Genomic DNA, 13,140 nt, shown 5'->3' on the forward strand with positions numbered 1-13,140 from the left:
TCAAACCGCGCTTGCGACAATTCCGCCGAGATAGGCACGCTGTACGGCATCGTTGGACATCAGCTCGGTCCCCGTGCCGCTGCCGGTGATCTTGCCGTTCTCGATGAGATAGCCGCGATCGGCGATGGCGAGGCTTTCGCGCGCGTTCTGTTCGACCAGCAGCAGACCGACGCCGCTCTCGCGCACCTTGCGAAGGCTTGCGAACAATTCGCGCACCAATAGCGGCGACAGGCCGAGCGAGGGCTCGTCCAGCAGGAGAACGTCGGGATTGGACATCAGCGCGCGACCGATCGCGACCATCTGCTGCTCGCCGCCGCTCATGGTCCGCACCGTCTGTCCGAGCCGTTCACCGAGGCGCGGAAACAGCGACAGCACCCGCTCCCGCCGCGCAGCCTCCCCGTCACGCGCGCGCTTCGGGTTGGCGCCCAGCAACAGGTTTTCCGCGACCGTCAAATCGGCAAAGATGCCGCGACCTTCCGGCACCAGCGCCAGACCAGCCTCGACAATCTCGTGGGCCGGAAGAGCGGAGATATCGCGTCCCGAAAGCGTGACGCGCTTGCCGGGAAGGCAGGCCACGATCCCGGCGATGGCTTTCAGCAGAGAGGTTTTCCCCGCGCCATTGGCGCCGAGGATGACGACGATTTCGCCGCTGCCCACGTTCAGCGCGGCGTCCGTCAATGCGCGATGCTGGCCGTAGGCGACGCTGATATCCGCTACCTCAAGCATCGGCTACCGCTCCCAGATAGGCTTCGATGACGGCGGGATCTGATAACACCTTGTCCGGAGTGCCCTCGGCAATCTTCCGGCCGCTGTTCATGACCACGCAGCGATCGCAAAGCGAGCGGATCGCGTCCATGACGTGTTCGACCAGCAGGATCGACAGGCCTTCGTCCTTCAGCGAGCGGATCAGCGCAATGCCGATCAAGAGCTCAGAAGGATTGAGCCCAGCCAGCCACTCGTCGAGCAGAAGAAGCCGCGGCTTCAGCGCCAGCGCGCGCGCCAACTCGAGGCGCTTGCGGTCGATGTAAGTTAGCTCGGTCGCCATGCGTTGATCGGAGTCTTTCAATCCGACCCGCTCCAGCAACCGGGTGGCGGCAGCGTCCATTTCGCCGCGTGCGAGGCGTGCCGGATGAAAGGCAAGCCCTGCCCTGACATTCTCGGCGCAGTTCATGCCGTCGAGCACGCGGACCAATTGAAAGGTGCGCCCCAGGCCAAGGCGCGCAATGCGATGCGTCGCCATTCCCGCAATGTCGTGCCCGGCGAAGTGGATCGCGCCGGAATCCGGACGCAGCACGCCCGAGACGAGATTGAGCGCGGTGGTCTTGCCCGACCCGTTCGGACCCAGCAATCCAACGATCTCGCCGGCGCCGACCGTCATATCCAGCGCATTGACGGCGACAAGGCCGCCGAACGCCCGGACCAGACCCTTGATCTCCAGAACGGTGGCGGCTGTGGCCATCATGCCTTGGCCCCCTGCTCGATGCGCTGCGGCCGCCATTGCCGCCTGAAATTGTCCCACAGGCCAACGACGCCGGCGGGCAGCGCGTATACGATCAGCAGAAAGATGACGCCCATGATCAGCGTCGAGGCGGTCGGAAACCGCGCCGCCAGGAACTCGAACAGCAATGTCAGCGGAATGGCGCCGAGCGCCGGTCCCCAGAGCCGGTGCGCGCCGCCCAGCAGCGCCATGATCACGACTTCAAAGGAAATCGTGGCGTTGAACGCAATCGAGGGTTCGATATAGGTCCAGCGCGGCGCCATGATCGCGCCGACCAACGTCATGAAGACGGCGCTGATCGTGAACAGCGTCACCTTGGCGACGGTGACGTTGATCCCGCAATGTTTTGCGACGGTCTCGTCCTCGCCGATGATGCGCAGCGCAAAGCCGAGCCGCGAGCGCGCGATCAGCCAGCCGATCACGAACACCGCGACCGCAAGCACGAGAAGCTGCCAGTAGATATCCTTCTGGGTGATGTCGACGAACACGTAGCGGCCGAGCACGCGGGTCTTGTTGACCTCGTACCAGATCACGAGCTGGCGAATGAGTTCGGCCAACCCGAACGTGAAGATCACGAAATGCAGGCCGCTGAGCCGCAGCGTGGAAAGGCCGACGATGACGGCCATCAGTGCGCCGATCACGGTCGCGATCAGCAGCACCAGCGGCCAGGAAAGCAGTTCGCCGAGCACGGCGACGGTATAGGCGCCGACCCCGAAAAACGCCGTCGTCGCCAGCGAGACATAACGCGTCGGTCCGGAGAACAGCCCCCATGCGGTCGCGAGCACCGTGAATTGCAAAAGCCCGATCGCGAGTGCGAGGTAATAGGCATCGACGTACATCGGCAGCAGCGCCAGCACGGTAAGGCCGGCGCAGCTTGCGAGCGCGGCGGCAAGGCGCATTGCGCTCATCGCTGCGCCCTCCCGAACAGCCCCGCCGGCTTGACCAGCAGGACGCCGAGGAACAGCGCGAAATTCACCGCCAGCGTCAGGCCCGGATCGACGAAGGTCGCGACCAAGGATTCACTCAGACCCAGCGCCAAACCTGCGACGAGACAGCCGAGCAGATTGCCGACGCCGCCCATGACAACCACGATCAGCGCCTTCATGGTGAAGATCACGCCCGACGAAGCGCTGAATGTCAGAAACATGCTGATCAGGACGCCGGCCGCCGCTACCAGCGCGCCGCCAAGCGCGAATGCGAATGCGGACGTCCTGACCACATCGATCGCCACCAGCTGCGCGGCCATCGGATCGACCGCAACGGCGCGGATCGAGGTCCCGAGCCGGGTGCGGGTCAGGGCCAGATACAGCGCGAGCCCGACCGCGACCGCCAGGCCGAACGCGATCAGCCGGTTCAGTGCGAGGATTTCACCGAACAGGCTGACCGGGATCGCCAGGAAGGAGTAGCTGAAGTAGGCACCGCCGAACATCGACAGCATGATGCCCTGGACGATGAACATCATGCCGAAGGTCGCCAGAATGCTGTCGACTTCGAGCGCGCCCCGCGTCCGCGCCCGGCGCACCAGCGGCGTGAGCAGGACGCGGTACAGCAACAGGCTCACGCCGAACCCGGCGGGAATGACGAGCGCCAGTCCAAGCAACGGGTTCAATGCCCATCCCGTGAACAGCCAATAGGACGCAAAGGCCGCCGCGACGAGAAACTCGCCGTAGGACAGGTTCATGATCCGCGCCACGCCATATTGGAGCGTCAGCCCCATGGCGATCAGCGCGTACATGCCCCCGAGCATCAGGCCGGTGAAGATGGCGTTCGTCATTTACTCAGTGCCGTCTGGACCAATCGCCGATCACGGCGCCTTCCATGCCGGCTTCGGGACAACAGGCGTACGCGCGCCTTCGTTGGTGGCCGGGCCGACGCCGTAAAATTCGCCGTCCTGCCACTGCCCGACCCACCAATATTTGGTCGGCAGGTTGTTCTCGAACTTGACCTTGCCGATGATGGTATCGAAGGTCCCGGTCTGCAGGTCCTTGATGACGGCCTCACGGTCGATCTTGCCGACGCGCTCGATCGCCTGCTGCAGCATTTGCAGGCTGGCGTAGGTCACCGCACTGGCCCAGCGATCCGGCTCCGCGCCGTTCGCCGATGCCGCCTTGTGACGCGCGAGGTAATCCTTGATCGGCGCACTGTCGCCGCTCCAGCCGCCGATCCCCATCACGCCCTGCGCATTGGCGCCGAACTTCTGCTTGAACAGCGGAAAAGCAGTACCGACGCCGGTGTAGAAGATTTTTGGATTGAAGCTTGCGATCCGCGCCTGTTCGGTGATCCCGAGCGTATCCGGCGGATAGCTGAAGGCGATGAAGACATCCGGATTGAGCGCCTTGACCTCGTTGACGATCGGGCTGAGGTCCTGGGTGCCGACCGGATAGGTCTTGTCATAGGCCAGCTTGAAATTGGCTTTTGCCAGTGCAGGACGCGCGGCGCCCGACAAGTCGATGCCAAAGCCGTCGGCGACGCTGACCATGGCGACGGTGTCGCCGATCTTGCCTTCGGTGCGCAGCTTGACCAAGAGATCCACCAGCGTGTTGGCGGCGCCGGCGCTGGTGCCGAGCAGCCAGAAGCTGTTGGGCCAGCGCTTGGCCAGTTCAGGCGCGCGGTCGGTCACTGCGGTCGATGCGAGATGCGGATAGCCGGCCTTGTTCAGGATCGGCCCGACCGCCAGATTGAGGCCGGTGCCCCAGGGCGGCAGGATGAAGTCGACCTTGTCCTGGGTGATCAGCCGCTCGAGCGACCTCGCCGCTTCTTCAGCGCTGGAGCGATCGTCATACTGGACAACCTCGATCGGCACCCGCTTGTCGCCGAGCTTCAGGCCGCCCGCGGCGTTCACTTCCTTCACCCACATTTCGTAGTTCGGCAGCGTCGTCACCGCGGCACCGCCAGCATTGGGACCGGTACGCGAAAGCGCGTAACCGATCTTGACCGAGCTTTGTGCCAGCGCCGGCCCATCGGCTGCGAAAAGGGCCGCCCCGGTGACGGCGAGTAATCCCGCTGCGAAGCGGGTGACTGATGACCCCATGTTCTCCTCCCAGAGACTTTTGCGTCCATCGCCTTGGAGCGGCGTTCGACCGGATGCAGCCTATGGGAGCGCTCGGGGCATAGAATTGGACGTATCCGGGGATTGATTGTATCCTTCCGTCAAAGAGCGCTTGGGACAAGCGGTAGATTGTCACGGTTGGGGGATGCCATGCAGTTGGGTTCGGGGCTGGAAGCCTTTGCGGAGAAGCCGATTCCGGCCCTCCATGCGGAGCGGTTTTCCGCCAGCCTTGCGCCGGCCCAATGGGTCATTCGTCAGCGCGGACTTCGCCGTTCCCACCTCATGGTGATCGAGGCGCGGCGCGGCGCCGTCGCGCTACGCGGCACCCATGTCGCATTTGAGGCGCCGGCGCTGCTGTGGCTGCCGGCCGATCTCGAGGGCGACCTGCAGGTCGAAGCCGGCGCGCAAGGCTATCTGATCGCGATCTCCGAAGACTTTCTCACCAAAACCGTTGCTGGCAGCGCCGAGGCACTTCACCTCCGCCGCACCATCGACCGGCTTGTGCTCTTGAAGGCGGGACAGGTCGGCGAAGCCTTCAACGCCGTGATCCATGGCTGCGATGCGCTGGTGCGCGAACTGCATTCTCCCGGGCGCGGCACCGCGACGATGATGTCATCGCATGTGCTGCTGCTCTGCCTGCATCTGTGGCGCTCCGTCATCTCAGGCGAAGCGCCCGACGAAGCCGCGCACCGGGGTGACGGCACCAGGCTGGTCGGAAATTTTCTTCAGATGGTAGAATTGCATTACCGCGATGGCTGGCAGGTCGCGCGTTATGCCGCCGCGCTGGGCGTTACCGAAGACAAGCTGCACGCCCACTGCAAACGCGAAAAAGGCGTCAGCCCTCGCGCCGTCGTGCATCTGCGACTGATCGAGGAGGCCTGCACGCGCCTGCAGCAACTCGATCTTCCGGTCGAGCAGATCGGTTACGGTCTTGGATTTCGTGATCCCGGATATTTCAGCCGGTTCTTTCGCAAGCACCAGGGTGTTTCGCCGGGCGTCTACCGACGTCGTTCTCGACTGGAGCAGATACGGCGCGGCGCGTCCTACGCGGCCTGGCCGTAACATAGCGTTTTCGAGCGAAGTGGATTCCGGTTCGCGTTAAGAAAACGCGTCAAAAAAAGAACGCTTCAAATTAGAACGGATGAACCGAGAGCGAGCTGAACACGATGGCGGCGATGAGCGCGAACGAGCCGTAGAGCGCGGCGGTATGGAATCCGGTTCCGGTCCGCCGGGACAGGGAACGTGCATAGAGGTGCAGGCGGGCTTCCGCCGATAGTTCGCGCATCGTCGATCTCCAACGCAGCATGGGCTGCATATGGAATATCGTTCGCGCCAACTTGCAAGCGGGCCCGAAAAATAGTGATACGGACCCTCCTGCGGACTCACTTTCCAGTGAAAAATTCTCTCGACCCAATTCGGGTGAGAATTTTATTCGGGCCGATTTGAGCGAATTGGAACCCGCCGGGTTACGATTGTAGTCCCGTTAGTAAACGTCCTGCTGGAACCGGCCCTTCTTCTTGAGTTCCGCGACGAACAGCACGGCCTCGTCGGTGGACCGGGCGCCGAACTGCGCAACGATATCGACCAGCGCGCGCTCGACGTCCTTGGCCATCCGCTTGGCGTCGCCGCAGATGTAGACGTTGGCGCCCTCGGCGAGCCACGTCCACACCTCGCGGCCGACTTCGCGCATGCGGTCCTGCACGTAGAACTTCTTGTCGCCGTCGCGCGACCACGCCAGCGACAGCCGCGTCAAGAGCCCCGACGTCTTCATCGCGTTGAGTTCGTCCTGGTAGAAGAAGTCGCAGTCGCTGCGCTGATGGCCGAAGAACAGCCAGTTCTTGCCGGGCGCGCCAGTGGCGCGGCGATCATGCAGGAAGGCGCGGAACGGCGCGATGCCGGTGCCCGGCCCGATCATGATGATCGGAATTTTCGGATCCTCCGGCAGCGCAAAGCCGTGGGCCTTCTGCACATAGACCTTGACCTCGTCGCCGGGCTGGATGCGTTCGGCGAGGAAGGTGGAGGCAAGGCCGAGCCGCTTGCGCTTGTTGATGACGTAGCGAACGCAGTCGACCGTCAGCGACAGTTTGCCGGGCGTCGCATTGTGCGAGGAAGAGATCGAATAGAGCCGCGGCTGCAACGCTTCCAGCGCTTCGACGAAGGCTTCGGGATGCGGCCGCACATTGGGAAATTTCTGCAGCACCGCCATCACGTCGAGCGTCGTGGCATCGCCGTCGGGATCCTCGCCCTGCGCCAGCGCCCTCGCCTTCTCGCGCTGCGCGCCGCCGGTGAGGTAGGAGATCAGTTCGAACAGCGAATCCGGCGCCGGTGCCAGCGAGACATCGTCGAGCAACACCTCACGCAAGGTCTTGCCGCGGACTTTGGTGGTGTGCGAGGCGCCGAGCAAGGCAATGACCTGATCGACATTGCCGAGATCGTTGCGGGCGAAGATGCCAAAGGAATCGCCGACGACATAGTCGAGGCCGCAGCCCGACAGGTCGAAGTCGATGTGCCAGGTTTCCTTCTCCGATTGGCCCTTGTTGAGCAGATAGCGCCCGAGGAATTTTGCCGGCGCGGGATTGTCACGCGAACGGCCCGGCTCTGCGACGACCGCCGGCGCGGCAACGGCGGGTGCTGCGGCAGCAGCCGATGGCGACGCGGCCGGCGCCTTGTCCAGTTCTTCATACAGCGATTTCAGCATCCGGGCGGTTTCCTTGCCGCCGGGGACGCAGAGATTGAGCCGCGCCTCGGTCTTGCCGGCGATGGCGTCCGAATAGTCGTTGCAATTGTAGCCGCACTGGCCGCAATCCTGCTGCGCCATCGCCGCCATCATCTTCCGCCGCAATGGACGGCCTTCCGCGAGCTTCATGCGGTCGGCAATCGGCATGGTCTGGTCGTGCCACGGCGCGCCGTCATCGACATCGCCGCCATCCATGACGGCAGCACCCTGCTCGGCCGACAACGGCGTCGGCGCGTCGGACAAGAGACCAGCAAAGAACCCGTTCAGCCACGAGCGCTGCGCTTCGGAGAACGGCGCGCTGGAGGGAATGATCTCGATCTTGGGTGGCGGCGTGATCTGGTTCATGTGGACACCTTCACGAGGACATCTGGGCTTCGGCCAGCTTGCGTAACGTCTCGCCGTCATGGCGGCGCGCAAACGTCAGGAAGGTTTCATCAGGCGAAGCGCGATGCGCCAGATAGGCCTTCAACAGCCGTTCGACATAGACAGGCACGTCCTCCGCCGTGACGTCGTGAAACACCTCCTGCCCGACATCGGCGTCCGGACCGAAGCCGCCGCCCGTAAAGACATGAAAGCCATCGACCGTGTCGTCGGTATCGCCGACCGGGATACGCGCACCGATCATGCCGATGTCGCTGATGTAATGCTGCGCGCAGGAATGGTGGCAGCCGGTGAGATGGATGTTGATCGGCGTCTCGATCGGCACCTTCGGATCGCACCAATCCGCGATCCTGGCGGCCGTGCGCTTGGTGTCGGCAAGGCCGAATTTGCAGCCCGCGCGGCCGGTGCAGGCAATCAGGCCGGCGCGGAGTTCAGAGGTCCCGATCGCCAGCCCGATCGCTTCGATCGCGGCCGTAGCCAGCGCGACCTTGTCGTCGGGCACACCCGGAATCAGCAGGTTCTGCCAGACCGTAAGGCGGATATCGCCATCGCCGAGATCCTGCGCGATCCTGGCGAGGCCGCGCATCTGCTCGCAGGTCACTTTGCCGAGCGGCAGTGCGATGCCGATCCAGTTCAGGCCTTCCTGCTTCTGCTTGTGCACGCCGATATGGGCCGTGCGCTCGAAATTGGGCCGTGGCGCCAGCGCCTCCGCCGGCACGCGCGTGAACGCGTCGCCGAGTTTCTCCTCGACCAGCACAAGGAATTTTTCCATCCCCATGCCGTCGATGACATATTTCAAACGCGCCTTGAGCCGGTTGGTGCGGTCCCCGAGATCGATGAAAACACGGACGATGGCATCCGACACCCTGGTCGCATCGGCCGGCTTGACGATGATTCCTGTATCGGCGGCAAAATCCCGGTGGCCCGTGATGCCGCCGATGCCGAGCTTGAACCAGACGCCGGGCTCGACGCCAAAACCGTCTTTCACCTCGACGGCGGAAAACGCGATGTCGTTGGTGTCTTCGAGCACCGCGATCTTGCCGGCGCCGTCGAAGGCGACGTTGAACTTGCGCGGCAGCCCCGTCAGCGAGCGGTCGTTCAGGACGTGATAATGCCACTCGCGGGCGTATTCGCGGGTGTCCAGAATTTCCTGCGGATCGATCCCCGCCGTCGGCGTCCCCGTGACGTTACGGATGTTGTCGGCGCCGGAGCCGCGCGAACACAGGCCGAGGTCCTGAATGCCTTCGATGAGTGCCACGGCGTTCTTCGGCGGGATTTCGCGCACCTGCAAATTCGCCCGCGTGGTGACGTGGCAGAACGGGCCGCACAGCTGTTCGGCGAGGTCCGCCATGCCGGCGAACTGCCAGTGCTTCATGATGCCGTTCGGGATCCGCAGCCGGCACATGTAGGAGTCCTGCGCCGGTCCTACATAGAACAGGCCGTAATAGCGCCAGCGGAAATTGTCCGCCGGCGACGGCCGCGCATCGACCAGCGCCTGTTGCTTCAGCCGCGGATAGGCATCGAACGGATGCTCCTCGCGCTTCCACTTTTCCTGCTCGACGAGTTTCTTGCCGGAGGCGGTAACCCTGTCCTGCGCCTTGACGTGCGCGGCCTCAGGCCCGCTCGGCTCGGCATTCGCCTTGCTGCCCGAACCGCCGCCGAGCCCGCGCCCGACCCTGCTGATCTGCAGGCCGGTGGTGAAGCCTTCGAGGTAGCGCTTCTGCTCGTCGGTAAAGTCGACTGTGAGCGTTTCCATTTTCATCTGACGTGACGAAGCTCCTGCGGCCACGATCGGTGGCGTCAACGAATGGGTTTGACCGTTTGGAACTCGGCGCAGCCGCGGTGCCGGGCTTTTGCTCCTGTTCGGTCCGACCAGCTTCGTTGCTGCGGAAATCCATCTTGGACTTGAGCCGACCGACATCCGCGTCGGTTTGGCTGCACTGCAACATACAAGTTGCGTGCCAAACCGATTTCGTAAAACTTATTTGAAATATCAAAGCGTTGGAAATAGGCTGGTGAAACTCTGAAGCTCGCTTCACAGCGACTTGGAAGGCAGTCAGCTCAATTATTAGGCAGTTGATATCAATGCCTAGTTTTGCCTCATCAAGGTCAGGCCGTCACGGCTTCCAGCGGCCGATCTCGAACGCCGCCAGATGTCCGGCGATATCGTCGGGGGTGAAGGCGGGACCGGCAAAGGCGCCGACCGCGTCGGAACCGTTACCGAGCTTTGCTGGCTGTCCCATGGCGGCGTCATAGAGATCCGGCCTGAACACCCCCATGGCGGTCTTGAGCGCGTCCGCCCGCATTGCCGTCTGTCCCCAGCGCACCATCTGGGCGTAAAGCCAGGCAGCCTGTGCGGGATCGGGCCGTGCGGCGCCCTCGCGTCCGACCAGCAGATAGCGGCTGCTTTCGCGGATCTTGCCGTCGGGAGAAATCTTCAACCGGCCATCCAGCGTCCGCAGGATCACCTCGGCATCGACGCCGATATATTCCGGCTTCGCGAGGATATGCGCCGCCTCGCTGCGATTGTCCGGTTGCTCGACGAAATGCGCGGCGCGCGAGGCGGCCCGGATCAAGGCCGCCAGGACTTCCGGATTCTTGTCCGACCAGCTTTGCCTGACCGCAAGCACCTTTTCCGCGGCACGCACCAGGATGTCGGAGACGAAGTGCAGGATGTGACCGACGCCGAGATCGACGGCCACCGAATTCCAGGGCGCGCCGACGCAGAACGCATCGACATGCCCGTTGGCCAGGCTGTCCACCATGTAGGGCGGCGGCAGCACCACGAGGTGGACGTCTTCGTCGGGATCGACCCCGCCCGCCGCCATCCAGAAGCGAAGCTGGTAGTTATGGGTCGAGAACGGAAACGTCATGCCGAACGTCAGCGGCTCCGCGCCGGCCTTGCGCCGCGCAGCCACCAGCCGAGAGAGCGCCTGCGCCGTCACCAGCGGATTGCGCGGGTCACCGTCGATTTCGCCCATGATCGCCGCATGCAGGGCTGGCGATATCGTGATCGCATTGCCGTTGAGCCCGAGATTGAACGGCGCCACGATCGGCACCTTGACGTGGCCGAGGCCGAGACTCGAGGCGATCGCTACCGGCGCCAGCAGGTGCGCCGCGTCGAACCGGCCGATATTGAGCTTGTCGCGCACATTGGACCACGACACTTCGCGCGTCAGCGTGACATCGAGCCCCTCGGCGGCGGCAAAGCCCTTGTCGACGGCAATGATCAGCGCGGAGGCGTCAACCAGCGGGATGAAGCCGATATGCAGCGGTGTGGTCATTTCAGCAGCTCCGACGCGGTCAGGATCGACTGCGCGATCTCGCCGATTTTCTTCTTTTCGCGCATCGCGGTGGACCGCATCAGCACGTAGGCCTCGTCTTCCGTGAGCCCCTTCACTTTCATCAGGATTCCCTTGGCGCGGTCGATGACCTTGCGTTCCTCCAGCGCGGATTTGGTACGGTCGAGTTCGTCCTGCAGCTTGGAAAAGGCATTGAAGCGCGAGATGCAGAGGTCGAGGATCGGCTTGATCCGCTCCTTCTTCAGGCCGTCGACGATATAGGCGGACACGCCGGCATCGACGGAGGCCTGGATCGAGGCGGAGTCGCTCTGGTCGACGAACATGGCGATCGGCCGCCGCACGGCGCGGCTGACCTGGAACATCGCCTCCAGCACGTCGCGGCTGGGGTTTTCCAGGTCGATCAGGATGACATCAGGGTCTTCGGAATAGATCCGCGCCAGCAGGCTCTGCATTTCGCTGATATGGACCACGCGGGTAAAGCCCGCCTCCCGCAGCCCCTCTTCGAGAATGGCCGCGCGGATCGGGCTTTCGTCGACAATGACGATTTTCGGTGACGACTCAGCGCTCATCGATCAACTCTTAACCCGGCAAAGGCATCCATAGCACGTCAAAAGCCCCCGCAAAGCCTTGTATTTATGGGCAATTGGGACTAGCTCGTGCTGATCAATCAGGCAGATAAGATATGCAACAGGCCGCCGCGCCCAAGATCAGCTTTGTTTCATTGGGATGCCCCAAGGCGCTGGTGGATTCCGAGCGCATTATCACGCGGCTGCGGGCCGAAGGCTATGAACTGGCGCGCAAGCATGACGGCGCCGACATCGTTATCGTTAACACCTGCGGGTTCCTGGACAGCGCCAAGCAGGAATCGCTCGGCGCCATCGGCGAGGCGATGGCGGAGAACGGCAAGGTCATCGTAACCGGTTGCATGGGGGCGGAACCCGAGCAGATCGAGGCAGCCTATCCGGGTGTGCTCTCGATCACGGGTCCGCAGCAATATGAGAGCGTGCTGGACGCGGTGCACCGGGCGCTACCGCCGGTCCATAATCCGCATCTCGACCTGGTGCCGCCGCAGGGCGTCAAGCTGACGCCGCGGCACTACGCCTACCTGAAGATTTCCGAAGGCTGCAACAATCGCTGTAGTTTCTGCATCATCCCGAAGCTGCGCGGCGACCTGGTGTCGCGCCCGGCGGGTGACGTGCTGCGTGAGGCAGAAAAACTGGTCGCCGCCGGCGTCAAGGAACTGCTTGTGATCTCGCAGGACACGTCAGCCTACGGCATCGACATCAAATATGCCGAGAGCCCGTGGCAGGACCGCCAGGTCCGCGCCAAGTTCTTCGACCTCGCAAAGGAACTCGGCGAACTCGGTGCCTGGGTACGGCTGCAATATGTCTACCCCTACCCGCATGTCGACGAAGTCATCGGCCTGATGACCGAGGGCAAGGTGTTGCCCTATCTCGACATTCCCTTTCAGCACGCGAGCCCGGAAGTGCTCAAGGCGATGAAGCGCCCGGCGGCGCAGGAAAAGACGCTGGCGCGGATCAAGAAGTGGCGCGAGCAATGTCCCGAGCTGACCCTGCGCTCGACCTTCATCGTCGGCTTCCCCGGCGAAACCGATTCCGATTTTGCTTATTTGCTCGATTGGCTCGAGGAAGCCGAGATCGATCGCCTCGGCTGTTTCAAATATGAACCGGTCGCCGGCGCGAGCTCGAATGCGATCGGCAATCCCGTGCCCGACGAGATCAAGCACGAGCGCTGGAACGCGCTGATGGCGCGGCAGCAGAAAATCTCGGCACGGCGGCTGAAGCGCAAGGTCGGCACGCGGCAGCAGATCATCATCGACGAAGTCGGTCCGACCGTCTCGAAAGGCCGCTCCAAGGCCGACGCGCCCGAGATCGACGGCGCGGTCTACGTCTCCAGCCGCCGGCCGCTACGAGTCGGCGAAATCGTCACCGCCAAGATCGAGCGTGCGGACCAATACGACCTGCACGGCAGCGTCGCGGGGTTTTGAGCGCCTTGCTAGTCCAGACTTAGCCGACACACCTTCTCGGCGTCGAAGTGGTAGAGGGAGTTGCCGCGCCCTAGTAATTGCCCGCCGGATCGACCTGACCCGTCCGGCATCAATAGACGTACCCGCTTGGTCTCGCCCAACCCTCCTGACGCCAGCCTTCCGACA

Annotated in this window: 12 protein-coding genes; 2 read left to right on the plus strand and 10 right to left on the minus strand. The window is 63.4% G+C overall.

Translation table 11 applies throughout. From position 1 onward, the window contains the following. The 5 genes from JQ611_RS11200 to JQ611_RS11220 are packed head-to-tail and all read right to left on the minus strand — an operon-like array spanning window position 1 to window position 4,529. The gene (locus JQ611_RS11200; RefSeq protein WP_212264467.1) at window positions 1–726 is read right to left on the minus strand and encodes an ABC transporter ATP-binding protein; all 726 of its coding nucleotides are present in this window, start codon (window positions 724–726) and stop codon (window positions 1–3) included. Further along, window positions 719–1,462, minus strand: a complete 744-nt coding sequence (locus tag JQ611_RS11205) for an ABC transporter ATP-binding protein (RefSeq protein ID WP_249133092.1) — start codon at window positions 1,460–1,462, stop codon at window positions 719–721. Before JQ611_RS11205 ends, JQ611_RS11200 begins: the two co-directional genes overlap by 8 nt. Beyond that, complete coding sequence (locus JQ611_RS11210) at window positions 1,459–2,406, minus strand: branched-chain amino acid ABC transporter permease (protein ID WP_249133093.1); 948 nt, start codon at window positions 2,404–2,406, stop codon at window positions 1,459–1,461. Before JQ611_RS11210 ends, JQ611_RS11205 begins: the two co-directional genes overlap by 4 nt. Further along, window positions 2,403–3,272: a branched-chain amino acid ABC transporter permease gene (locus JQ611_RS11215; protein ID WP_249133094.1), complete on the minus strand. Its 870-nt coding sequence runs from the start codon at window positions 3,270–3,272 to the stop codon at window positions 2,403–2,405. Before JQ611_RS11215 ends, JQ611_RS11210 begins: the two co-directional genes overlap by 4 nt. Before the next feature lie 30 nt (window positions 3,273–3,302). After that, entirely contained in the window at window positions 3,303–4,529 is a 1,227-nt protein-coding gene (locus tag JQ611_RS11220) for an amino acid ABC transporter substrate-binding protein (protein ID WP_212264465.1), read from the minus strand. Between the two features lie 168 nt (window positions 4,530–4,697). Here JQ611_RS11220 and JQ611_RS11225 point away from each other — a divergent pair, with 168 nt between their 5' ends. After that, a complete protein-coding gene (locus JQ611_RS11225) occupies window positions 4,698–5,609 on the plus strand; it encodes a helix-turn-helix domain-containing protein (protein ID WP_212264464.1) in 912 nt (303 codons plus the stop codon). 70 nt (window positions 5,610–5,679) lie between these two features. Here JQ611_RS11225 and JQ611_RS11230 read toward each other — a convergent pair whose 3' ends face one another. The 5 genes from JQ611_RS11230 to JQ611_RS11250 form a co-directional block, all read right to left on the minus strand. Then, window positions 5,680–5,832, minus strand: a complete 153-nt coding sequence (locus JQ611_RS11230) for a hypothetical protein (protein WP_192736006.1) — start codon at window positions 5,830–5,832, stop codon at window positions 5,680–5,682. 198 nt (window positions 5,833–6,030) lie between these two features. Beyond that, window positions 6,031–7,629 carry a sulfite reductase subunit alpha gene (locus tag JQ611_RS11235; RefSeq protein WP_212465469.1) on the minus strand — a complete coding sequence of 533 codons (1,599 nt, stop codon included), beginning with the start codon at window positions 7,627–7,629 and terminating at the stop codon, window positions 6,031–6,033. Window positions 7,630–7,639: 10 nt separating this feature from the next. Then, window positions 7,640–9,427, minus strand: coding sequence for a NirA family protein (locus JQ611_RS11240; RefSeq protein ID WP_212465470.1), 1,788 nt, complete (start codon window positions 9,425–9,427; stop codon window positions 7,640–7,642). 355 nt (window positions 9,428–9,782) lie between these two features. After that, entirely contained in the window at window positions 9,783–10,949 is a 1,167-nt protein-coding gene (locus JQ611_RS11245) for a CmpA/NrtA family ABC transporter substrate-binding protein (protein ID WP_212465471.1), read from the minus strand. Continuing rightward, window positions 10,946–11,536: an ANTAR domain-containing response regulator gene (locus JQ611_RS11250; protein WP_212031559.1), complete on the minus strand. Its 591-nt coding sequence runs from the start codon at window positions 11,534–11,536 to the stop codon at window positions 10,946–10,948. The genes JQ611_RS11245 and JQ611_RS11250 overlap by 4 nt, the downstream gene beginning before the upstream one ends. 113 nt (window positions 11,537–11,649) lie before the next feature. On the opposite strand from JQ611_RS11250, the gene rimO reads away from it, so the two are divergent. Next, window positions 11,650–12,975, plus strand: a complete 1,326-nt coding sequence (gene rimO, locus JQ611_RS11255) for a 30S ribosomal protein S12 methylthiotransferase RimO (RefSeq protein WP_212465472.1) — start codon at window positions 11,650–11,652, stop codon at window positions 12,973–12,975. Window positions 12,976–13,140 lie beyond the last annotated feature (165 nt).

This window comes from Bradyrhizobium sp. AUGA SZCCT0182, from assembly GCF_018130185.1.
Taxonomy (GTDB): domain Bacteria; phylum Pseudomonadota; class Alphaproteobacteria; order Rhizobiales; family Xanthobacteraceae; genus Bradyrhizobium.

Excerpts from the sequence above, each read along its gene's own strand:
- JQ611_RS11225 (WP_212264464.1), top strand. The coding sequence starts at position 4,698 with ATGCAGTTGGGTTCGGGGCTGGAAGCCTTTGCGGAGAAGCCGATTCCG.
- JQ611_RS11205 (WP_249133092.1), bottom strand. The coding sequence starts at position 1,462 with ATGATGGCCACAGCCGCCACCGTTCTGGAGATCAAGGGTCTGGTCCGG.
- JQ611_RS11250 (WP_212031559.1), bottom strand. The coding sequence starts at position 11,536 with ATGAGCGCTGAGTCGTCACCGAAAATCGTCATTGTCGACGAAAGCCCG.
- rimO (WP_212465472.1), top strand. The coding sequence starts at position 11,650 with ATGCAACAGGCCGCCGCGCCCAAGATCAGCTTTGTTTCATTGGGATGC.
- JQ611_RS11230 (WP_192736006.1), bottom strand. The coding sequence starts at position 5,832 with ATGCGCGAACTATCGGCGGAAGCCCGCCTGCACCTCTATGCACGTTCC.
- JQ611_RS11200 (WP_212264467.1), bottom strand. The coding sequence starts at position 726 with ATGCTTGAGGTAGCGGATATCAGCGTCGCCTACGGCCAGCATCGCGCA.
- JQ611_RS11210 (WP_249133093.1), bottom strand. The coding sequence starts at position 2,406 with ATGAGCGCAATGCGCCTTGCCGCCGCGCTCGCAAGCTGCGCCGGCCTT.
- JQ611_RS11240 (WP_212465470.1), bottom strand. The coding sequence starts at position 9,427 with ATGAAAATGGAAACGCTCACAGTCGACTTTACCGACGAGCAGAAGCGC.
- JQ611_RS11215 (WP_249133094.1), bottom strand. The coding sequence starts at position 3,272 with ATGACGAACGCCATCTTCACCGGCCTGATGCTCGGGGGCATGTACGCG.
- JQ611_RS11220 (WP_212264465.1), bottom strand. The coding sequence starts at position 4,529 with ATGGGGTCATCAGTCACCCGCTTCGCAGCGGGATTACTCGCCGTCACC.
- JQ611_RS11235 (WP_212465469.1), bottom strand. The coding sequence starts at position 7,629 with ATGAACCAGATCACGCCGCCACCCAAGATCGAGATCATTCCCTCCAGC.
- JQ611_RS11245 (WP_212465471.1), bottom strand. The coding sequence starts at position 10,949 with ATGACCACACCGCTGCATATCGGCTTCATCCCGCTGGTTGACGCCTCC.